This window comes from Arthrobacter sp. K410C (assembly GCF_059090105.1).
The window spans coordinates 403,914-424,582 of record NZ_JBNHFJ010000001.1 but is presented as its reverse complement, the minus strand read 5'-3'; the positions used below and the strand labels follow the sequence as shown (position 1 = coordinate 424,582).

Here is a 20,669-nt window from a genome sequence, read left to right as displayed (position 1 = left end):
AATCAGCTCTGGGGAACCGTGGCGGCCTTGCTGCCCGGCTTCCAGTCAGTCGGCATTTCGCGGTCCGGGTACCACTCCTTGGTCAGCTTGGACCAGGTCCCGTCCTCGATTACGGCGTCCAGGCCCGAGTTCAGCGCGTCGATCAACGGCTGGTTGTCCTTGGCCACGGCGTAGGCGGTGAAGTTCTCGGTGTTGATCTTCGATTCGACGATGGCGGTGCCGTCGCCTTCCTTGACCTGGCCTTCAGCCTGCTGCGACGGAGCCACCCAGGCGTCCACCTGGCCGTTGCGGACGTTGGCGTAGACGGTGGCGTAGTCCGGGAAGCGGATCGGTTCCATCTTCAGGGTGTTGGTGACGTAGTCGTCCTGGACGGTGCCCTGGACGACGCCGACGCGCAGGTCGGAGGTGAGGTCATCGAAGCTCTTGACGTCGCCGTCGGTCTTGGCGACGACGGCCATGAAGCCGAAGTCGTAGCCGTTGGTGAAGCCGACGTTCTGGCGGCGGGCTTCGGTGGTGGAGATGGAGGAGGACCCGACGTCGAACTGCTTGGTCTGCACCTGGGAAAGGAGCGCCGAGAAGTCCGTGGCAACAAATTCCACCTCGAGACCGAGCTTGGCGGCGATAGCGCGCAGGAGCTCGTTGTCGTAGCCGGTGAACTTGCCGGAGGGGTCGATGAAGATATTCGGCGGCGCGTCCGAGAGGGTGCCCACTTCGAGCTTGCCTTCGGTGTTGAGGCCGAGCTTGGTTTTGTCGATCTGGTCGATCGGGGTGACATCCGCAGTGGTGTACTTGTCCAGTGTCTGCTGGTCGCTGCCGGCGAGGGCATCGGTGGGGGTGCCGGCGGGCTCCGGGGACCCTGAACCGCAGGCGGCCAGGGAAACCGCCAGGGCCAGAGCAACGGGGGCGGTAGTCAGCCACTTCATCGCTTTGATTTTCATCAGGTTGTCACTTTCATTGAGTCATAAGTCAACCGGGCCGCAAGGCTGCGCTGATGGCGCCTGGCACCTGCCCCGTGCTGGTCAAGCATGGCCAGGGCAGGGGTGACCGCAAAACTTTATTGTCTCACTTCATCGAAAATGCGCTGCTAAGGAAATCGAAGGACGAGCAGGGCAGCCTGAAGCCGGATTTAATTCGGGAACTTCCCCTTCCCGCACGCGCAACAGGGAGACCGCTTGGTGATCCGGCGAATTCGCGGGGCCCCTTCAAGAGTGAAATGCGCAGTGGTTGCACTGTGACTTGCCTCGCATTACGGCGGGGCAGGCCCTGCTGAAGCCTAAAATCCGCCGACGCTGGCATCCTGTGGAGGCAGGACCGGCCAATCACCTTCGATCACGGCGGTGGGCTTGGTCTTGCGGAGGTAGCCCTGGAAGTCCGCAGCCTGGCTGACAGCCCAATCGACCTGGAGCTGGTGGAGCTGGCTGGCCGGCATCATCAGTTTGGGGAACTTGCCGGCCATTGCATCCAGGACCTTCAGTGTGGCCAGGGCGTCAGCGGCAGACGTGTGGGCGTTGTCTAGGACCACGCCGTACTCCTCACACAGGGCCGTGAGGGTGCGCTTGCCCTTCCGGTAGCGGTCCACCTGCTTATTCATAATGTAGGGATCAAGTACCGGGAACCGCGTCAGCTGTGGGACCCCGTACCGGGCCGACTCGGCCGCCAGCACGGTGAAGTCGTAGCTTGCGTTGAAGGCAATGACGGGAACACCGGCGTCGAACAACTCTTGCAGGACCCCTGCAAGTTCCCTGGTGACTTCATGGGCGGGGCGCCCGTCACGCCGGGCCTGCTCCGTGGTGATTCCGTGCACATCGCTGGCTTCAACGGGAATTTCCACCCCCGGATCCGCCAGCCACTCGTGTTCCTTGATGACCTCGCCGTGGTGGTCGACGACGGTCACCGACGCTGTGACAATTCGGGCCGCACGGGAGTTCCGCCCTGTGGTTTCGAGATCGAAGGCTGCTCGGGGAAGGGTGTTCCAGGTGCTCATGCTTCAACGCTAAGGGGGACCCCGGACAATTCCCGGGAGCGCCACTGCCGATAGATTGGATGAGTGCGGATCGAGTATGTGGAGGCGGTGCTGGCCGTTGTTGGGCTGGTACCAGCCGGGTCCGTTGTGTCCTACGGCGACGTTTCCGAACTGCTCGGGGCCGGGGGCCCGCGGCAGGTGGGGGCGGTGCTGAGCCATTACGGCAGTGGTGTTTCCTGGTGGCGTGTGCTGAAGGCGAGCGGACATGCTCCCGAGGGGCATGAAGCCGCGGCCCTCCGCCGCTACCTGGATGAGGGAACACCGCTCCGAGGCGACTTCGCGTCCTTCCTCCGGACCGGGGAGGGCCGGTGGCGCGTCGATCTGTCCGCCGCTCGCTGGCAGCCGACCGACGGGGATCTGGACAGGGTGGACGGCATCGCCGCGGCGCTGGAGCGTCGGCTCCAGGGATTGTCGGTGGCTGATGATGGAATGTCGGTGTGACAGTAACTCTTCCCTTCACGGGACCACGTGACGAATACCGGCCCGACCCCCAGCCGGGGCAGGAGTCCGCTTTCGGGCCCGGAGCTGGCAAAGCAGGAAGCAGCCCAGACGCTACCGCAGGAAGGCCAGGTTCCTTGCGGCTGCTCGCGCCGCGCCAGGTCCATGCAGCCGCGCCGTCACTCACTCCTGACCAGCAGGCCGCCGTCGATGTTCCCTTTGGAGCCGGGCCGGTGCTGGTCCCCGGCGCCCCCGGGACCGGTAAGACCACTGTGCTCATCGAGGCTGCCGTGGAGCGCGCCCTGCGGGACGGCATCGATCCCGAGCACATGCTGATCCTTGCCCCGAGCCGTCTGGCCGCTGATTTCCTGCGGGACCGCTTTACCGCCCGGCTGGACCGCAGCCTCAGCACCACCCCCGCACGCACGTGGGCTTCCTACGCTTTTGACCTGATCAGGCGCGCCAAGGCTGAGGGCGTCATCCCGCTGGCCCGGCCGCCGCGCCTCCTGTCCGGTCCCGAACAGGACCTCATCATCAAGGAACTCCTTGACGGGCACCGCCTTCCGGGCCTGGAACTGCCGTGGCCTGAGGACCTCAACGGCGCGCTCGAAACCCGCGGGTTCCGCCAGGAGGTCCGGCAGCTCTTCGACCGGATCATCGAGTCCGGCCGTACTGCGGAGGATCTTGAAGTGCTTGGCCGGGAGTGCGGCAGGCCCGACTGGATCGCCGCGGCTGCCCTCTACAACGAGTACCGGGATGTCCTGGACCTCAGGATGCCTGAGGCCTTCGACCCCGCCGGAATCATCACAGCGGCACGCCACATCTTCCAGGACGCGCCGGAATTCCTCGCCGCCGAACGGGACAGGCTGCAACTGGTGGTGGTGGACGACATCCAGGAAGCGAACCCCGCAGTATTCGAGCTCCTGGCGGACATCGCGGCAGGCAAGGACTGCTATGTGGCGTACTCGCCCGATACCGTGGTCCAGGGCTTCCGGGGGGCCCGGCCCGACCTCGTGGCGGAGCTGCCGCGGCTGCTGTCCACGGGAGCGCCCCTCGTGGAGCGTCCGCTGTCCCATTCCCACCGCCTGGTTCCGGCGCTCGCGGACGCCTGGCTCGGTGTAGCCGGCCGGATCTCGCAGCGCGCGGGTGGGCAGCTGGCCAGGCGGCTGGAGCATCCGCAGAAGGACCGGCCGGAGGGGAACCTGCAGGAAGGGACCGTCGAGGCGCACCTGGTCCCGTCAGCAGTGCACGAGCTCCGGTATGTCGCCCAGCGGATCCTGGACCAGCACATCAACCATGGCCGGGACCTCACGGAGATCGCTGTCATCGTGCGCAACGGCGGACAGGTCAGCGAGCTGCAGCGTTACCTCTCGGGGCAGGGGATCCCTGTCCGGGTGCCGGTTGCCGAGTCGGCGGTGCGGGACGAAGTAGCGGTACGCCCCCTGCTGGATGCCTTTGCCATTGCATTGGACCCCACATTGCTGACCCCGGAAGCCGCAGTGTCCCTCCTGACGTCCCGGATCGGCGGAGCCAGTTCCATCGAACTGCGGCGGCTCCGGCAGTCGCTTCGCCGTGAGGAACTGCTGGGTGGCGGCGGACGGACCAGCGATGCACTCCTGGTCGAGGCCCTGCTGGAGCCCGGAGCGCTGTCCGCCCTGGGTATCGAAGGCAGGGCGGCCAGGCGTGCCGCCAGGATGATCCAGGCCGGTCGCGAAGCTGCCTTCCAGCCGGGCGCCAACGCCGAATCGGTGCTTTGGGCGTTGTGGAGCTCCACCGGGCTGGCAGCATCCTGGACGGAAACTGCACTGGCAGGCGGCCCCCACGGCGCCCGGGCCGACCGGGACCTGGATGCGATGATGGCGTTGTTCCATACGGCCGAGCGGTACGTGGACCAGATGCCCGGAGCCGGGCCTGAACAGTTCCTGGAGTACCTCCTCAACCAGGAGCTCCCCATGGACACCCTTGCAGCCAGGGCACAGGTGGATGATGCCGTGGAGCTGATGACGCCCGCCAGCGCAGCAGGACGGGAATGGCCGGTCGTGATTGTCGCCGGCCTTCAGGAGGGCGTGTGGCCCAATACCAGGCTCCGGGGGGAACTCCTGGGCAGCACTGTCTACGCGGACGCCGTTGAACACGGCCCCGCCTACGCGTTGCAACGGGACCCGCTGAGCCGGTTGCGCGAAATCCGCTACGACGAACTGCGCAGCTTTTCCACAGCTGTTTCACGCTCCCGGGAGCTGCTCATATGCACAGCCGTCGCCTCGGAGGACGACCAGCCGTCGTCATTCCTGGATTACGTCGCGCCGCTGGAGCGTGGCCAGGAGCGGAGGGGCTTCACCGCGGTGGAGCGCCCCATGACCCTGCGGGCCCTCGTTGCCGAACTGCGGCAGCATGCCCAGCTGGACGGGAACCGTGCAGCGGAGGCCCGGGAGGCGGCAAGGGTGCTGGCCCGGCTGGCGGCTGCCGTGCCGCCTGTCCCGGGTGCCCATCCCTCCACATGGTGGGGACTCGCGCCGCTGACGTCCGAGGCAGCCGTGGTTCCGCCCGGCGGTACCGTGTCCGTGTCGCCGTCGAAGGTCGAGACGGTCCAGAAGTCGCCGCTTGACTGGTTCGTGCAGGCGGCCGGGGGCGAGGCGGCCACAGACTTTGCCCGCAGCCTGGGAACATTGGTGCACGCCATTGCGCAGGAACTGCCGGACGCCTCGGGCGGGGAGTACCTCGCGGAGCTGGTCCGCCGTTGGCCCACCCTGGGCATGAAGGACAACTGGGAGGGCCGGCTTGATTTCCAGCGGGCGGAGTCTATGGTGCGTAAGCTCGCCCAGTACATCCTGGTGATGAGGAGCGAGGGCCGCAGCCTCGTGGGCGTGGAGCAGGATTTTGAGGTGCCCCTTGGCGAGGTGGCAGTGGACGGTCTGGCCCCACGTCAGGCCATACTTCGCGGCCAGGTGGACAGGCTGGAGATCGACGGCGAAGGCAGGCTGGTCATCGTGGACCTGAAGACGGGAAAGCGGCAGCCCGGAAAGGCTGAACTGTCCCGGCACCCCCAGCTCGGTGCCTACCAGGCAGCAGTCCTCGCGGGGGGATTTGCCGAGGCAACAGGCAGGGAGGGCGGCACCCTGCCCGGCGGGGCTGTTCTTGCCCAACTCGGAACAAGCGCCAAGAACCCTGCCGTCCAGCAGCAGGATGCACTCGACCCGCAGGAAAATTGGGCCCTCGACATGGTAAAGGATGCAGCGAAAGTGATGGGCGGCAAGGAATTCGAAGCCCGGCATGATCCGGCAAAGGGGAGTCACGGAGGCCATGGCTGCAAGCTGCCCGAGGTATGCCCGCTCTGCGTGCGTGGAAGGCAAGTGACGGAATGAGCCATAACCTCGACGTGCTGCCCGGCCGGCAGGGCGCTGAGCCGGATGCCGGGCCATCAGCGGCGGCCGCAGCAGCTCCCCAGCCACCGGGGGCACGGTTCAGCCCCGAGGAGTTATCGGTGCTCCTGGGTGAAAAGAACATGCCCACAGCCGAACAATCCGCCATCATCTCCTCGCCGCTCACGCCGCGGCTGGTCATCGCCGGTGCCGGCTCCGGCAAGACGGCCACCATGGCGGACCGGGTGGTGTGGCTCGTGGCCAACGGCTGGGTGCGGCCGGAGGAAGTCCTCGGCGTGACGTTCACCAGGAAGGCCGCGGGGGAACTGGCATCGAGGATCCGCGCCAAACTGGTGGCCCTCCAGCGGCTGGTTGCCGGCGATACGGCGCACCAGGTCTTTCCGGAAGGCCTGCTCAGCAGTGATGCTCTGGAACCCAAAGTGTCCACTTACCACTCCTTCGCCAGCGGGATCGTTTCCGACTACGGGCTGCGGTTGGGCGTGGAACGGGATGTGGTCCTGCTGGGCGGGGCGCAGGCGTGGCAGCTGGCCAGCGAAGTGGTGGAAGCCTACGACGGCGAGTACGCCCACTTCCGTGCCGCCAAGTCCACCCTGGTGAAGGCGGTCATCCAACTCGCCGGAGAATGTGCCGAACACCTTCAGGAACCGGAAGACGTTGAGGCCTGGCTCATGGCCCGGCTCTCAGACTTCGAATCGCTTCCTTACCTGGCCGACAAAAAGAAGAACGCTCCGCAGGCCGTTGCAGAGCTGGCCGCCATGCTTCGCACCCGCGCCAGCGTTGCCGACATGGTGGGCAGGTATGCCGAGGCAAAGCGGGCACGCGGCGCCCTCGATTTCGGCGACCTGGTGGCGCTCGCAGCCAAGGTGGCCCGGGACGTTCCGATGGCCGCCCAGATGGAACGCCAACGGTACAAAGTTGTCCTGCTCGATGAGTTCCAGGACACCTCGCATGCCCAACTCGTCCTGTTCTCGCGGCTCTTCGGCGGCGGGCACGCCGTCACGGCCGTCGGAGACCCGAACCAGTCCATCTACGGTTTCCGCGGGGCCTCGGCCGGCCAGCTGTTCCATTTCGTCCGGGAGTTTCCTGTCCGCCAGGAATCTATGGGCGGGCAGGCAGGCTGGGCGCCTGCACCCACGTCCTACCTGACCACCGCATGGCGGAACGGACGGTCCATCCTGGCGGCGGCGAACGTGATGTCGGAAGCGCTGGTCAAAGCCGAAGCGCAGCGTGGGCCGGCAGGCGGCAAGGGAGCCCAGACCGCGCATGTACCTCCGTTGCAGCCCAGCCCCCATGCTGCCCAGGGCTCCGTGGTGCTTGGCCGTTTCGGCAGTGACGTGGAGGAAGCTGCCGCACTTGCCGAAGAAGTCCTGAAATACCGGGTAACAGACTTCGAACTGAAGCCCGATGGAACCCCCGTTCCGCCGGCCATCGCCGTCCTGTGCCGGCGGCGGGCGCAGATGGAAGTTGTCCGCCGCCAGCTTGAAGCCAGGAGCATCCCCTACGAGATCGTGGGCCTTGGCGGGCTCCTGGACACACCCGAGGTGGTGGACCTCGTGGCCACCCTCCGGGTACTGGCCGATCCGGGCCGGTCGGACGCGCTCATGCGGCTGCTCGCCGGAGCGAGGTGGCGGATAGGACCGGCGGACCTGATGGCCCTGCGGGACTGGTCCAGCCACCTGGCCCGCCGCCGCGGGCAGGCCGCGGAGCGGTCCGACGACGATTCCCCCGACGAGGATTCCCCCGTTCTCGAGGGTGACCTGACAGATGGTGCCAGCCTCGTGGAAGCCCTTGACTGGCTGCCACGCGAGGGATGGACTTCCTCCAGCGGCAGGTGCCTGAGCACCGGGGCCCGCGGCCGCCTCCTGCAGCTTTCCGCCGAGCTGCGGCAGCTCCGCGGCTACCTCGGGGACGACCTCACCACACTCCTGGGGGAAGTGGAACGGGCCATGCTACTGGATATCGAAGTTGCGGCACGCCCAGGGGTCAGCATCCACCAGGCGCGCCGCAACCTGGACGCCTTCCAGGACGCCGCTGCGGGATTTCTTCGGACCTCCCAGCGGGTGGACATCCTTGCCTTCCTTGCCTGGCTCGAAGCTGCAGCCGCGGAGGAGAACGGGCTCGAAGCTCCGCCCGGCGATGTTAACAGGGAAGCTGTCCAGCTTCTGACCGTCCACGCGTCCAAAGGCCTGGAGTGGGACGTCGTCTTTGTGCCCGGGTTGAACGCCGGGGCTTTTCCCAGCGACAAGGACTCCCGCTGGAGCAGCGGGAGTGCGGCCCTGCCGTGGCCCCTGCGGGGTGACCGTGCAGATCTGCCGCAGTGGGACCTGGACCAGCCGGACCAGAAGGGCTGGCTGGATGCGGAGAAGGACTTCAAGGCGGCCGTGCAGGCGCACGGGGAATCGGAGGAGCGACGCCTGGCTTACGTTGCCTACACCCGGGCGAAGCACGTCCTGTGGGTCTCCAGTGCAGCATGGGTGGGGTCGCGCGCCGCCAGGGCGGAAATGTCACCGTTCCTGGCCGAACTGGATGTCCTCGTGAAGTCCGATGGGCAGCCGGCCCGGGCCTCGGTCCATCCGCTGTCCCTGGCGGAAGACGCCCTGCCCGAAAGCAGCCCCTTGTCCAGCGAAACCGAAGTGGCAGGTTGGCCCTACGATCCCCTTGAAGGCCCGGTGGATCCCCGGACAGGGGAGCGGCTCCGGCTGGCCGGGGGCCGCAGGGAGGCCATGGACAGGGCTGCTGCCCTTGTTCTGGCCGAACTCGAGGCTGCCGGGAACCACCGGCATGAGTCCGGACCATTGGATGCTGAAGGCGGCCCGGCAGGCATCACCGGCCTGGCTGGACCAGCGGCCGGGTGGGCACGGGAAGCCGCGCTGCTGCTGGAGCGCCGCGCCAAACGGTCCTACGGCCAGGATGTTCACCTGCCAAGCCATATCTCCGCATCCATGCTGGTGGACCTGGGGAACGACCCGTCGGACGTGCTCGCCAGGCTCCGCCGGCCGGTTCCGCGTGAACCCGGAATGTCGGCACGCAAAGGAACGGCATTCCACGCCTGGGTGGAGGAATACTTTGGGGCTGCCGGAATGCTCGATCTGGGTGAGGCTCCCGGTTCGGACGACCATATCGACGCCGCCTACGACCTCGACTCCATGGTGGCGACGTTCCGCGCCTCACCCTGGGCCGAGCGTTCGCCGGCGTTCGTGGAGGTCCCCGTTGAAACCCGGGTGGGCGAGGTGGTTGTGCGCGGCCGGATCGACGCTGTATTCCGGGACGCGGACGGGTCCTGGGACCTCGTGGACTGGAAGACCGGCCGGCGTCCGTCAGGTGCCCAGTTGCGGGCACGGTCGGTGCAGCTGGCCGTATACCGGCTGGCGTGGGCACGTCTGAAGAACGTTCCGCTGGAGGAAGTGCGGGCAGCGTTCTTCTACGTGGCCGACAACGAGGTGGTACGGCCTCACGACCTCGGAACTGCCGAGGAGCTGGAGACCATCGTCAGCGCAGCCCTGGATTCCCGGTGACCGCACGGGTCGGGCGGATCCGGGGTAGCGCTTCCGGTTAGGACTGCCGGGCGTTGATGACCGGCAGGGCGGCGGTGGACGTATCGTCGGGCCCGTCCTGGGAGTGCTGTTTTCCCCCAGTCGCCTGCTCCGGCTCGGCGGGGATGGGTGTCACATGAACCGCCGGCTTAACCGGGACGGGAACAACCTCCACCGCCGGCTGTGCCGGGACGGGAACAACTCCTGCCGCCGGGTGTGCCGGGACGGGAACGGCTCCTACCGCCGGCTGTGCCGGGACGGGAATGACCGTAACGGCCGACCCACCCGGTCCGGGCCCGCCGTCGGACGTTGCTGCCCCGGGCACGGTGAGAGCGGCGGGCTGCGGCTCAACACTGATGGGTTGGCCACCGTGCTCAGCGATGTCGTTGGCAAGTGTCTCCAGCATGCCCTCCGCCTCCGCCACCATTGCCGGATCGCCCGCAGCAATTCCCTTGACCAGGTACTGGGCCAGGGCGAATTCGGCCGAAAGGGCGGCCCTGCGCAGCAGGTGATTGTCCGGCGTGTCGCGCCGGCTGGCCGTGTAGCAGGCCAGGACAGCATCCACGAAGTCCTGCTCGTTGGATGCCACCAGCCAGGCGAAGTCGTCAGCCGGGTCGCCGATCCGAAGGTCGGTCCATCCGGTCACGGCCGTGACGCGCTGGCCTTCGACCAGGATGTTGTCCTCGTGCAGGTCGCCGTGCACCACGCAGGGATTGAAGCGCCACAGCGATACATCCTCCATGGCGTGCTCCCACCGCAGCAGGAGCGCCGGCGGGATCTTCCCGGTGGTGGCTGCCTGGTCCAGTTCATTCAGCCTGCGCTGGCGGAACTCGTTGGGAGTGTAGCTGGGCAGGTCGGCGTTGCTGACCAGTGCCCGGGGCAGATCGTGGATGGCTGCCAGCGCCGCGCCGATTTCGCGGGCCAGGGACTCAGGGCCCGCGGTCAGCTCCTCAACGCTGCGGGTACTTCCGGCCAGGTGTGAGTAGACAAATGTGCTCAGGGTGCCCAACCGGACGCTGCCGGCCACCGTGGGCATCAGGAACGGAAGTTCGGCCCGGATTCCCGGCGCGAAGGCCCGCAGCACCAGGAACTCGGTCTCCAGCCGGGCGCTGGCCTCCGCGTGCCGGGGAGACCTGACCCGCCAGCGTTTGCCCTCCGAATCCAGGAGCAGGGCCGAATCGAAGTCTGCGGGATCATCCGGGGCAGAGCTAACGGCCGTTGGGGTCAGTCCGGGGACTGCCGCGGTTGCAACGGCTGCCAGTTCAATCGGTTTTCTTCTCACCGTTCCACGGTAGATTGCCCGCCGTCCAAGTCACCGGTCTGCGGGCGGCGAGTCTTCAGATCGGTGCAAATGGGGGGTACCCGCGCGGGGCGGAGGGCCACGCCGGAAATGCGGATTGTCGGTCCATGTCAGTACGGTGGATGCATGAGCCACGCGGAGTCTGTCACACCGGTCCATCAGGGAGCGCCGGCGCTGCTGCCGGCCAACCACCTCCGGGACACCCTGCTTCCCGTCCGGCCGGCGCTGGTGGACAGGGGATCGGCCGTTCGGACCAGGCCGGGGATGGTTTACGAACTCCTCGCCGCGCCAGGCACGCTGGCAGTCGTCCTGTCCGGGCGGCAGGGACTGGTGCAGGACGGAAACCTGTTTATGACCGGCGCCAAAGGCCTGCTGGAAGGCCTGTCAGCGGTTTCTGCCACGCCGGAACTGGTGATCTACCTCGGCGCTGCCCTGCCGGGCTCCGGCCTTCCCGCCGGCACCGAACTGCTGCTTTTCGTCCTGTCCGAGCCGCTGGAGCCGGGCACTGCGGGCATTCCGGGCGATGCCGCCTGGGCAGGATTCCGGGACGTGGCTGCAGGCCTGACGGAAACCGGCACTGCCTTGTTCGTTGAGGCAAGCGCCATCGCCAACTGGCATGGAGGCCACACGCACTGTCCGCGGTGCGGAACCCCCACTCTGGTGGAGGCCGGCGGCTGGATGCGCCGCTGCCCGGCAGATTCGTCCGAGCATTATCCGCGGACTGACCCCGCCATCATCGTCACCGTTGTGGGGCCCGACGGCCGGCTGCTTCTGGGCGGAGGGGGCCCGGTGGACGCGAAGAACTTCTCCACCCTCGCGGGGTTCGTTGAACCCGGCGAATCACTGGAACAGGCAGTGGTGCGGGAAGTGCTTGAGGAAGTGGGAGTGCGCGTCACTGCCTGCCAGTATCTCGGTTCGCAGTCGTGGCCTTTCCCGGCCTCGCTTATGCTTGGATTTACCGCCGTCACCGAAGATGCCGAGGCAACGCCCGACGGCGTGGAGGTCACCAGGGCGCGCTGGTTCAGCCGGGAGGATCTGCAGGAAGCCGTTCTCAGGGGTGATATCACCATTTCCAGCAGGCTCTCCATCGCACGGGCGCTCATTGAGCACTGGTACGGCGGGCGGATCGAGGACCGCGCCGGCGCCTGATCCCTTATCCACCAGACTCCAAGCACGCGGTAGTCGAGACACAAAGCAGCAGAAGTGACTACAGAAATTTTTGACGGGGCGGCATCGCTTGAGGACCGGATCCTTGGCGGGCTGGACGCCGAACAGCGCGAGGTTGCGAGCACCCTCAACGGACCCCTGTGCGTGCTCGCCGGCGCCGGGACGGGAAAGACCCGGGCCATCACCCACCGCATCGCCTACGGCGTCCACTCGGGTGTGTACACTCCGCAGCGGCTGCTGGCCGTCACGTTCACCGCCCGGGCCGCCGCCGAGATGCGCAGCCGGCTCCGTGACCTCGGAGCGGGCAACGTCCAGGCACGCACGTTCCACGCCGCTGCCCTGCGCCAGCTCCAGTTCTTCTGGCCACAGGCCGTTGGCGGCTCGCTTCCCAACCTCCTAGACCATAAGGCCCAGATGTTGGCGGAGGCGGCGCGGCGATTAAGGCTGAGCACGGACCGGGCCTCCATCCGCGACCTGGCGTCTGAGATCGAATGGGCCAAAGTGTCCATGCTGACTCCCGCCAACTACCTTGAGAACGCCCAGGGGAGGGGAACGCCGGGCGGCTTCGACCTCACGGCCGTGGCCCGGGTGTTCCAGGCCTATGAGGACGTCAAGACCGACCGCAACGTCATTGATTTTGAGGACGTCCTGCTCATCACGGTCGGCATCCTGCAGGAAGACGAACGGGTGGCCGCCACGGTCAGGGAGCAGTACCGGCATTTCGTGGTGGACGAGTACCAGGACGTGTCGCCGCTGCAGCAGCGGCTCCTGGACCTGTGGCTGGGCGGGCGCGACGAACTGTGCGTCGTGGGCGATGCCAGCCAGACCATCTACTCCTTCACGGGCGCATCGCCCCGGCATCTCCTGGACTTCAAGGCCCGCTATCCCCAGGCCAACGTGGTCAAACTGATCAGGGACTACCGCTCCACGCCGCAGGTGGTGAAACTCGCCAACGACCTCCTGGCGGCCCGGCGCAGCGGAGGACCGGCAGCGGATGCCGCGTGGGCTGCGCCCCTGCAGCTTGTGGCGCAACGGCCGGCAGGCCCCGTGCCCACGTTCACGGAATGTGCCGACGACGAAGCCGAGGCCGCCACGGTGGCCCAGAAGATCAAGGCCCTCGTCGACGCCGGCACTCCCGCCAGCGAGGTGGCCATCCTGTTCCGGACCAACGGCCAGTCCGAGGCCTACGAGCAGGCCCTGGCCGCCGCCGGCATCGGCTACCAGCTGCGGGGCGGCGAGCGGTTCTTCGCGCGCAAGGAAGTTCGTGACGCCATCCTTCAGCTCCGGGCTGCGACCAGGGCGGCCAGCGAGGCCGATGCGCCGGAGCCGTTGGGGCAGCTGGTCCGGGACATCGTTGCCTCCCTCGGCTACACAGACTCCGCACCACACAGCGGCGGCGCGCTGCGGGAGCGCTGGGAATCGCTGGCGGCGCTCGTGGCGCTGGCCGACGAACTCGTCCAGAACCGGGGACCGCAGTTTGGCCTGGTTGACTTCGTCAACGAACTTCAGGAACGCTCTCTGGCCCAGCACGCGCCCACAGTCCAGGGGGTGACGCTGGCATCCCTGCACGCCGCCAAAGGCCTGGAATGGGATGCCGTGTTCCTCGTTGGGCTCAGCGAAGGCCTGATGCCCATCTCCTTCGCCGACTCGCCGGAATCCGTGGATGAGGAACGCCGGCTCCTTTATGTCGGAATCACCCGAGCCCGTGAACACCTCGCGCTGTCCTGGAGCACCGCTCGGACGCCCGGTGGCCGCGCCAACCGCAAGCCGTCCCGGTTCCTCGACGGGCTCCGGCCCGCGTCAGTGGCGAGCTCAAATGCCCGCGGCAAGGGTGTGGCCCCGCGCCGGAAGGCAGCCGCCCCCGCAGTCTGCAGGGTGTGCGGGAGCATGCTCGCCACCGGCGCCGAGCGCAAGGTGGGACGCTGCAACGCCTGCCCGCCGGGTTACGAGGAACAGACCTTTGACGCACTCCGGAACTGGCGTCGGGAAGTGGCCGTGTCCACGGACGTCCCGGCCTTCGTGGTCTTCACCGACGCAACACTGACAGCCATCGCCGAGGCCCGGCCGGCCTCGCTGGAAGAACTCGCCGGCCTTGCCGGGGTGGGCCCTTCGAAGCTGGAGAAGTACGGGGAAGCCGTGCTCCGGGTCCTGGCCGAAAGTACGGCACTGTGAGTCCCGGAGCAGCGGTGGGCCCCGGAGTCGCTGCGGGGAGCCGGCGGACAGTTGCTCCGCTGACCACCGCGGACGGTGCACCGGTGGAAGTGCGCCGTTCTGCCCGCCGTACCCGGACAGTGGCGGCTTTCTGGGAGAACGGGACAGCCGTCGTCGCCATTCCGGCCCGTTTCACCGCAGCCCAGGAGTCCGAGTGGGTCCGGCGCATGCTGGCCAAGCTGCAGCGGCAGGGGGAGCGCCGCGCGGCCTCCGGCCGGAAGCGTCCCGCCTCGGACGCCGCACTTGCAGCCCACGCCACCCACCTCTCGGGACGGTACCTCGGCGGGCGTGCCGTCCCAACGTCAGTGCGCTGGGTCAGCAACCAGAACTCGCGCTGGGGATCAGCCACACCCGCTGACGGAACCATCCGGCTCTCGGACAAACTCCGTCCGATGCCGCAGTGGGTCATCGACTATGTCCTGCTCCACGAACTTGCCCATCTGCTGGTGGCCGGGCACAACGCAGCTTTCTGGAAGCTGCTCGAGGCGTACCCGGAAACTCAGCGCGCCAAGGCATTCCTGGAAGGTGTTTCCTTTGCCACCGCGCGCGGAATGGCTGCGGCAGGGGACGGTGGGGCACTTGGCGGCAGCGGCAGCCAGGAGCTCGAAGGCTGGCCGGAGCTGGATGGCTGGCCGGGGGACGCCGACTAGCAGCGGCCCACCCTGCCACGGGAGAACTCAGCCTTTCGGCTGGGCGTCGCCTCCGTCGTCGTCCTTTTCTTCTCCCTCGCCGGCTGCTTCTCCCTTGCCGGCGTCCGGCGCCGGGGTGTCGAAACCACCATTGAGCAGTTTCTGCAGGGCATCGTCCACTTCACTGTCGCTGGCTTCGGCAAGCTTGCGCCGGCTGCTGAAGCCCTTGGGATCGTCCAGGTCCTCGGCGGTGGGGAGCAGGTCCGGGTGGTGCCAGATGGCGTCGCGCCCTTCGATGCCGCGCTCTTCCTTCAAGGTGGCCCACAGGGTGGCGGCGTCACGCAGCCGCCGGGGGCGCAGTTCCAGTCCCACCAGCGAGGCGAAGGCATGCTCGGCCGGACCGCCGGTGGCGCGGCGGCGGCGGACGGTTTCCCGCAGCGCCGAGGCCGAAGGCAACATCTTCTCGGTCGCCGCGGCGGTCAGTTCATCCACCCACCCCTCCACGAGGGCGAGGGCCGTTTCCAGCTTCTCAAGGGCCTGCTCCTGGGCCGCGGTGCGCTGGGGCATGAAGACGCCCTGGGACAGGGCCTCCTGGATGCCTTCCGGATTGCTGGGATCAAGGTCCCGTGCCAGTTCCTCGATGCGGGACGTGTCGATGTGGATGCCCCGGGCGTACGCCTCGATGGCGCCCAGCAGGTGTCCCCGCAGCCAGGGAACCTGGACGAAGAGGCGGGCATGGGCGGCCTCGCGCACTGCCAGGAAGAGCCGGATGTCATTCTCGGGCAGCGAAAGGCCCTCACCGAAGGAGGCCACATTCGCGGGCAGGAGCGCCATCTCAAGGTCCGCCAGGGGCACTCCGATATCGGTGGAGCTGACCACGTCCGCCGAGAGGGCGCCGATTGCCTGGCCCAGCTGCATGCCGAAGATGGCGCCGCCCATGTCCTGGAGCATGGACGAGGCACCGCCCATCATGGACTTCATTTCCTCGGGCATCTGTTCGGTCATCGCGGTGGAGAGCGCGTTGGCAATGCTGTTGGCCACCGGCTCCGTCAGCCGCTTCCAGGTGCCTAGCGTCGCCTCGACCCACTCCGCCCGGGACCAGGCGCGGCCGATCAGGCCGGTGGCGGGCAGGTCCGTGACAGGGTCCAGCCACAGCTCCGCCAGGCGCAGGGCCTCGTCAACGTCGCGGGACTGCTGGGACGTCACAGACGGGTCAGAGCTGCTTGCCGCCACCCTGCGGGCGTTGTCGTGCGCCAGCGTCCAGTTCACGGGTCCTTCGGACGGGGCACTCATCATCGCCTGGACCTGGGAGAACATCTGGGCGAGCAGGTTGGGGTCATTGGGAAGCCCGGCAGCCTTGGCCAGTTCGGCGGGGTCGAAGTTCTCCATCCCCTTGCCGCCCATGAGGTTCTGCAGCATTTCGGTCAACGGATCCTTGGGGGTGTCGTCGCCGTTGGACGGATTGAGTGGATTGGAGGTCATGATCCCGCCGATCGTCGGTGTGACTGTTGATCAACCTTCACGGTACCGCGGCTGCCCCCGGCTGTCTGCCGCGCTCCGGTACCGTTCGCTGTAGGCAAAGACCTGTACCCGGCTGCCACCGGTAGTGTTGGGTGGGTGACGACAACCCGTGGCAGCCACCCCTCCGAGGACCACGCCCCAGAGCTTCCGCAGGCCGCCTTCCCGTGGACGAAGGACGGCGGTGTGAGGGGCGACGGCGGCCCTGGAACTTTCGAGGCGGGCGCGGCACCCCGGGACCCAAGGGTGTCCTCCATGATGCTGGCGGGGATGGCCGCGCTAGGCCTGGGCATCGGCGTCGCCACGCTTCCGGTGCCCTACGTCATCGAGACGCCGGGGCCAACCTACAACACCCTTGGGCAGAGCCAGGGGACACAGGTCATCAAGGTCACCGGCCGTGAATCGTATCCAGCGGCGGGCAACCTTGACCTCACTACCATCGACGTAGAAGGCGGCCCCCACGGCCCTGTCAGCATACTCCGTGCCTTTTCCGCCTGGCTGAACCCCACCCACGCGGTCCAGCCGGTTGAGCTGATCTACCCGACCGGCACAACCAGGCAGGAAGCCGAGGAGCAAAGCGCCGTGGCCATGACCACGTCGCAGGAAAACGCGGTAGCTTCGGCACTCAATGAGCTGGACATCCCGTATGGCCAGCAGCTCCAGGCAGCCGGCCTTTCCGAGGGCTCCGCCTCGGCCGGGAAGATCCAGCCCGGGGACATCCTGAAGACCATCAACGGCAAGGACATCAGCGCGCTGTCGGTCGTCCAGGAGGAACTGGCGGCCGGCAACGGCGCCCCCGCCACCGTCGTCGTGGAACGTGACGGGCAGCAGGTCACCGAAACCATCACACCCAAGAGCAACGCTGAGGGCAGGTTCATCCTCGGCGTCATGCTGAAATATCTGTTCGACTTTCCGTTCGACGTCGAGATTTCCTTGGAGAAGGTGGGCGGGCCCTCGGCAGGGCTGATGTTCTCGCTGGGCATCATCGACACAGTGACCCCCGGGGACCTGACCGGCGGCAAGCACATCGCCGGGACCGGCACCATCTCCCCGGACGGCGCCGTTGGACCGATCGGCGGCATCGCACAGAAGATGCACGGCGCCCGGGCCGGGGGAGCCACCCTGTTCCTTGCACCTGCCGCCAACTGCCCGAATGTAGCCGGACACATCCCGGACGGGCTGCAGGTGGTGCGGGTGGAGACCCTCGCGGAGGCGAGGGCCGCCGTCGAACGTGCCGCCAGCGGTCAGGACACATCCGGCTTGCCCACCTGCACAAACAACTAGACTGGGCGCAACTAGACTCAAGAGGAACTAAGCTTTACCGCCACTCGTGGCAAATATATGGCGGACAAAACCAGCCGTTGGCTGGCGGAGTCCATCGCCAGCTCGCACGCTCCAAATATCTGACGACCAGCTATGAGGTACCCAGTTTGTCCCGTCCCGCCAGCACCATGTCCACAGGCAGACCCCCTTCCCGGCGCGGCGCACTGACGCCCACCCTGATCGTTGTTGCCCTCGTGGTTGTGGGCTTCATCTTCTTCGCGAACGTCTGGACCGACGTCCTCTGGTACCGGCAGCTGGGCTTCCTTGAAGTCTTCGTCACCGAGAACCTCGTCCGGATCGCCATCTTCGCGGCCGGCTTCGCCATCATGTTCGCGGCAGTGTTCTTCGCCATTCGCATCGCCTACCACGCCAGGCCTGTCTACGCTCCGGACTCCGACATCCGGGACAACCTCAACCGCTACCAGGCCCAGCTGGAACCTGTCCGCCGGGTGGTCATGGTGGGCCTGCCCGTCCTCTTCGGCCTCTTCGCCGGCAGCGCCGCCGCGAGCCAGTGGCAGAAGGTGCTGCTGTTCTTCAATCAGGAGGGCTTCGGCCAGTCCGACCCGCAATTCAACCTGGACATCAGTTTCTACCTGATGGTCCTGCCCTTCCTTGGGTTCGTCACCGGCTTCCTGATCAGTGTCGTGGTCATCGCCGGCATCGCTGGCATCCTGACGCACTACCTTTACGGCAGCATCCGCCTCATGGAACGCGGAGTGTTCACCAGCCGGGCCGCCCAGATCCACATCGCCGTTACCGGCGCCGCGTTCCTGGTGCTGCTGGGCGTGAACTTCTGGTTGGACCGTTACTCGGCGGTGCAGAGCAATAACGGGCGGTGGGCCGGTGCACTGTACACCGACGTCAACGCCGTCATTCCCACCAAGGCCATCCTGGCCGTCGCTGCGGTGCTGGTGGCCATCCTCTTCGTCGTTGCCGCCGTCATCGGACGCTGGCGCCTGCCCGTCATCGGAACGGCGATGCTGGTCATCACCTCCATCCTGGCGGGGGGCGTCTACCCCTGGGTCATTCAGCAGTTCCAGGTGCGGCCTTCCGAGGAAACGCTGGAAAAGGAATTCATCCAGCGCAACATCGACAACACGCGCAGGGCGTATGGCCTTGATGCCATTCAGGAAAGCCGCTACGACGCCACGAACACGGCAAGCACGGGAGCCCTCGCCCCCGATGCCCAGACCACTGCAAACATCAGGCTCCTTGATCCGAACCTGATTTCCGACGCCTTCGCACAGCTGGAGCAGTACCGTCCGTACTATCGCTTCCCCGAAACCCTGAACGTTGACCGTTACGAAGTTGACGGTCAAATCCAGGACACGGTTATTGCTGTACGGGAACTGAACCCTGCCAACGTTGCCACCAACCAGCAGGGCTGGCTCAACCAGCACGTGGTCTACACCCACGGCTACGGTGTGGTTGCGGCCAAGGGCAACAAGTTCACGGTGGACGGAAAGCCGGAGTTCCTGCAGTCGGGCATTCCCTCTACCGGTGTCCTGGGTGACGATTCTTCCTACGAGCCGCGGATCTACTTTGGGGAGTACTCGCCCGACTACTCGATCGTGGGCGCCCCGGAAGGAGCCCCGCCGCGGGAGCAGGACAGGCCCTCCGGTGAGGGGGAGACCCAGTACACCTTCAAAGGCAACGGCGGACCCAATGTCGGCACGTTCTTCAACAGGGTGCTGTATTCCATCAAGTTCCAGTCTTCCGACCTGCTGCTGTCGGACGGTGTGAACCCAGAGTCGCAGATCCTTTATGACCGCAATCCGCGGGACCGGGTCAAAAAGGTTGCGCCGTACCTGACGGTTGACGGCAATGCCTACCCCGCGGTGGTGGACGGCCGCGTGAAGTGGATCGTGGACGGGTATACCACCAGCCAGTACTACCCGTATTCCCAGCAGGAGCAGCTCTCGGATGCGACTGCAGACTCGCTAACTACGTCCGGCCGTACAGTGGCCCTGCCGAACAGTACGGTCAACTACATCCGGAACTCCGTGAAGGCCACGGTGGATGCGTACGACGGCTCCGTCACGCTATACGCCTGGGACGACCAGGACCCGCTGCTGAAAGCCTGGCAGAAGGTGTTTCCCACATCGCTCAAGCCCTACTCCGAGATGTCGGGCGATGTCATGTCCCACGTCCGGTACCCGGAGGACCTCTTCAAGGTCCAGCGTCAGCTGCTGGGTGAATACCACGTGACCAACCCGTCCACCTTCTACCAGACGAAGGACGCCTGGAGCGTTCCGAACGACCCCACAGTGGATTCCACTACAGGAGTGAAGCAGCCGCCGTTCTACATGTCCCTGCAGATGCCGGACCAGGACGAGCCCGCGTTCCAGCTCACCTCCTCGTTCATTCCACAGATCGTCAACGGCAACGCCCGCAACGTCCTGTATGGCTTCCTGGCGGCAGATTCTGACGCGGGCAATGAGGCAGGGGTCAAGGCGGAAGGCTACGGCAAGCTGAGGCTGCTGCAGATTCCGCCGGAGACGCAGGTCCCCGGTCCCGGCCAAGCGCAGAACAAGTTCAACTCCGACCCCACCGTGTCGCAGGCCCTGAACCTGCTGCGTCAGGGCGCCTCGGACGTGCTGAACGGCAACCTGCTGACCCTGCCTGTCGGCGGCGGCATCCTGTACGTGCAGCCGGTCTACCTCAAGTCCACGGGCGAGACGTCCTACCCCACGCTGCAGCGCGTGCTGGTGGCGTTCGGTGACAAGGTTGGCTTCGCACCCACACTGGATGAGGCGCTGAAGCAGCTCTTCGGCGGTGATTCCGGTGCTGCTGCCGGGGACTCGGACAACAATGGCCAGGCGCCTGCCGATCCGGCAACGCCTGCGGCGCCCGGGGGAGTGGACGCGAAGGCCGAGCTGAAGGCGGCGCTGGATGAGGCAAACGCCGCTATCCAGGCCGGCCAGGCCGCACTGGCGGCGGGTGACTTCGCGGCCTACGGCGAAGCCCAAAAGCGGATTGCGGCGGCGCTCCAGAAGGCCGTGGACGCCGAAGCCAAGATCCCGGTGGCGGCGCCCGAGGCTACCCCCGCCCCGGCGTCGACGGCAACGCCCGAGGCGTCGCCGTCGCCGTCGCCTTCACCCAGCAACTAGCCGACGACGGCGGCCCGGCCTTCCGGCCCCTCGCGGG

General features: G+C 66.9%; 12 protein-coding genes. 8 read left to right on the top strand and 4 right to left on the bottom strand.

The window, feature by feature from the left end:
- Nucleotides 1–2: 2 nt before the first annotated feature.
- Both AC5RU7_RS01985 and AC5RU7_RS01980 read right to left on the bottom strand, forming a co-directional pair.
- On the bottom strand, nt 3–938 hold the full coding sequence (locus AC5RU7_RS01985) for a substrate-binding periplasmic protein (RefSeq protein WP_494050866.1): 936 nt from the start codon (nt 936–938) through the stop codon (nt 3–5).
- Nucleotides 939–1,273: 335 nt separating this feature from the next.
- A complete protein-coding gene (locus AC5RU7_RS01980) occupies nt 1,274–1,984 on the bottom strand; it encodes a 3'-5' exonuclease (RefSeq protein ID WP_494008774.1) in 711 nt (236 codons plus the stop codon).
- A 63-nt stretch (nt 1,985–2,047) separates the two neighbouring features.
- Here AC5RU7_RS01980 and AC5RU7_RS01975 point away from each other — a divergent pair, with 63 nt between their 5' ends.
- From AC5RU7_RS01975 to AC5RU7_RS01965, 3 genes are all read left to right on the top strand, one after another.
- On the top strand, nt 2,048–2,464 hold the full coding sequence (locus AC5RU7_RS01975; RefSeq protein WP_494050865.1) for an MGMT family protein: 417 nt from the start codon (nt 2,048–2,050) through the stop codon (nt 2,462–2,464).
- 134 nt (nt 2,465–2,598) lie between these two features.
- A complete protein-coding gene (locus AC5RU7_RS01970; protein WP_494050864.1) occupies nt 2,599–5,823 on the top strand; it encodes an ATP-dependent helicase in 3,225 nt (1,074 codons plus the stop codon).
- On the top strand, nt 5,820–9,356 hold the full coding sequence (locus tag AC5RU7_RS01965; protein WP_494050863.1) for an ATP-dependent helicase: 3,537 nt from the start codon (nt 5,820–5,822) through the stop codon (nt 9,354–9,356). The genes AC5RU7_RS01970 and AC5RU7_RS01965 overlap by 4 nt, the downstream gene beginning before the upstream one ends.
- Before the next feature lie 37 nt (nt 9,357–9,393).
- On the opposite strand, the gene AC5RU7_RS01960 is transcribed toward AC5RU7_RS01965, so the two are convergent.
- Complete coding sequence (locus AC5RU7_RS01960; RefSeq protein ID WP_494050862.1) at nt 9,394–10,656, bottom strand: macrolide 2'-phosphotransferase; 1,263 nt, start codon at nt 10,654–10,656, stop codon at nt 9,394–9,396.
- A gap of 144 nt (nt 10,657–10,800) precedes the next feature.
- On the opposite strand from AC5RU7_RS01960, the gene nudC reads away from it, so the two are divergent.
- From nudC to AC5RU7_RS01945, 3 genes are read left to right on the top strand one after another with little or no spacing between them, the layout of a single operon-like run.
- Complete coding sequence (nudC, locus tag AC5RU7_RS01955) at nt 10,801–11,823, top strand: NAD(+) diphosphatase (RefSeq protein WP_494050861.1); 1,023 nt, start codon at nt 10,801–10,803, stop codon at nt 11,821–11,823.
- A 54-nt stretch (nt 11,824–11,877) separates the two neighbouring features.
- Nucleotides 11,878–14,013, top strand: a complete 2,136-nt coding sequence (locus AC5RU7_RS01950) for an ATP-dependent DNA helicase UvrD2 (RefSeq protein WP_494050860.1) — start codon at nt 11,878–11,880, stop codon at nt 14,011–14,013.
- Nucleotides 14,010–14,702 (top strand): M48 family metallopeptidase, encoded by a 693-nt coding sequence (locus tag AC5RU7_RS01945; RefSeq protein ID WP_494050859.1) that lies wholly within the window; start codon nt 14,010–14,012, stop codon nt 14,700–14,702. The genes AC5RU7_RS01950 and AC5RU7_RS01945 overlap by 4 nt, the downstream gene beginning before the upstream one ends.
- A 27-nt stretch (nt 14,703–14,729) precedes the next feature.
- On the opposite strand, the gene AC5RU7_RS01940 is transcribed toward AC5RU7_RS01945, so the two are convergent.
- Nucleotides 14,730–16,163, bottom strand: a complete 1,434-nt coding sequence (locus tag AC5RU7_RS01940) for a zinc-dependent metalloprotease (protein WP_494050858.1) — start codon at nt 16,161–16,163, stop codon at nt 14,730–14,732.
- Between the two features lie 135 nt (nt 16,164–16,298).
- On the opposite strand from AC5RU7_RS01940, the gene AC5RU7_RS01935 reads away from it, so the two are divergent.
- Both AC5RU7_RS01935 and AC5RU7_RS01930 read left to right on the top strand, forming a co-directional pair.
- Nucleotides 16,299–17,483, top strand: coding sequence for a YlbL family protein (locus AC5RU7_RS01935; RefSeq protein ID WP_494050857.1), 1,185 nt, complete (start codon nt 16,299–16,301; stop codon nt 17,481–17,483).
- Between the two features lie 167 nt (nt 17,484–17,650).
- Nucleotides 17,651–20,632, top strand: coding sequence for a UPF0182 family membrane protein (locus AC5RU7_RS01930; RefSeq protein WP_494050856.1), 2,982 nt, complete (start codon nt 17,651–17,653; stop codon nt 20,630–20,632).
- The last annotated feature ends 37 nt before the right edge of the window (nt 20,633–20,669 follow it).

What these genes read in the sequence shown, in the direction of transcription:
- AC5RU7_RS01965 (WP_494050863.1), top strand. Translation starts at nt 5,820, where the DNA reads ATGAGCCATAACCTCGACGTGCTGCCCGGCCGGCAGGGCGCTGAGCCG.
- AC5RU7_RS01985 (WP_494050866.1), bottom strand. Translation starts at nt 938, where the DNA reads ATGAAAATCAAAGCGATGAAGTGGCTGACTACCGCCCCCGTTGCTCTG.
- nudC (WP_494050861.1), top strand. Translation starts at nt 10,801, where the DNA reads ATGAGCCACGCGGAGTCTGTCACACCGGTCCATCAGGGAGCGCCGGCG.
- AC5RU7_RS01940 (WP_494050858.1), bottom strand. Translation starts at nt 16,163, where the DNA reads ATGACCTCCAATCCACTCAATCCGTCCAACGGCGACGACACCCCCAAG.
- AC5RU7_RS01980 (WP_494008774.1), bottom strand. Translation starts at nt 1,984, where the DNA reads ATGAGCACCTGGAACACCCTTCCCCGAGCAGCCTTCGATCTCGAAACC.
- AC5RU7_RS01930 (WP_494050856.1), top strand. Translation starts at nt 17,651, where the DNA reads ATGTCCACAGGCAGACCCCCTTCCCGGCGCGGCGCACTGACGCCCACC.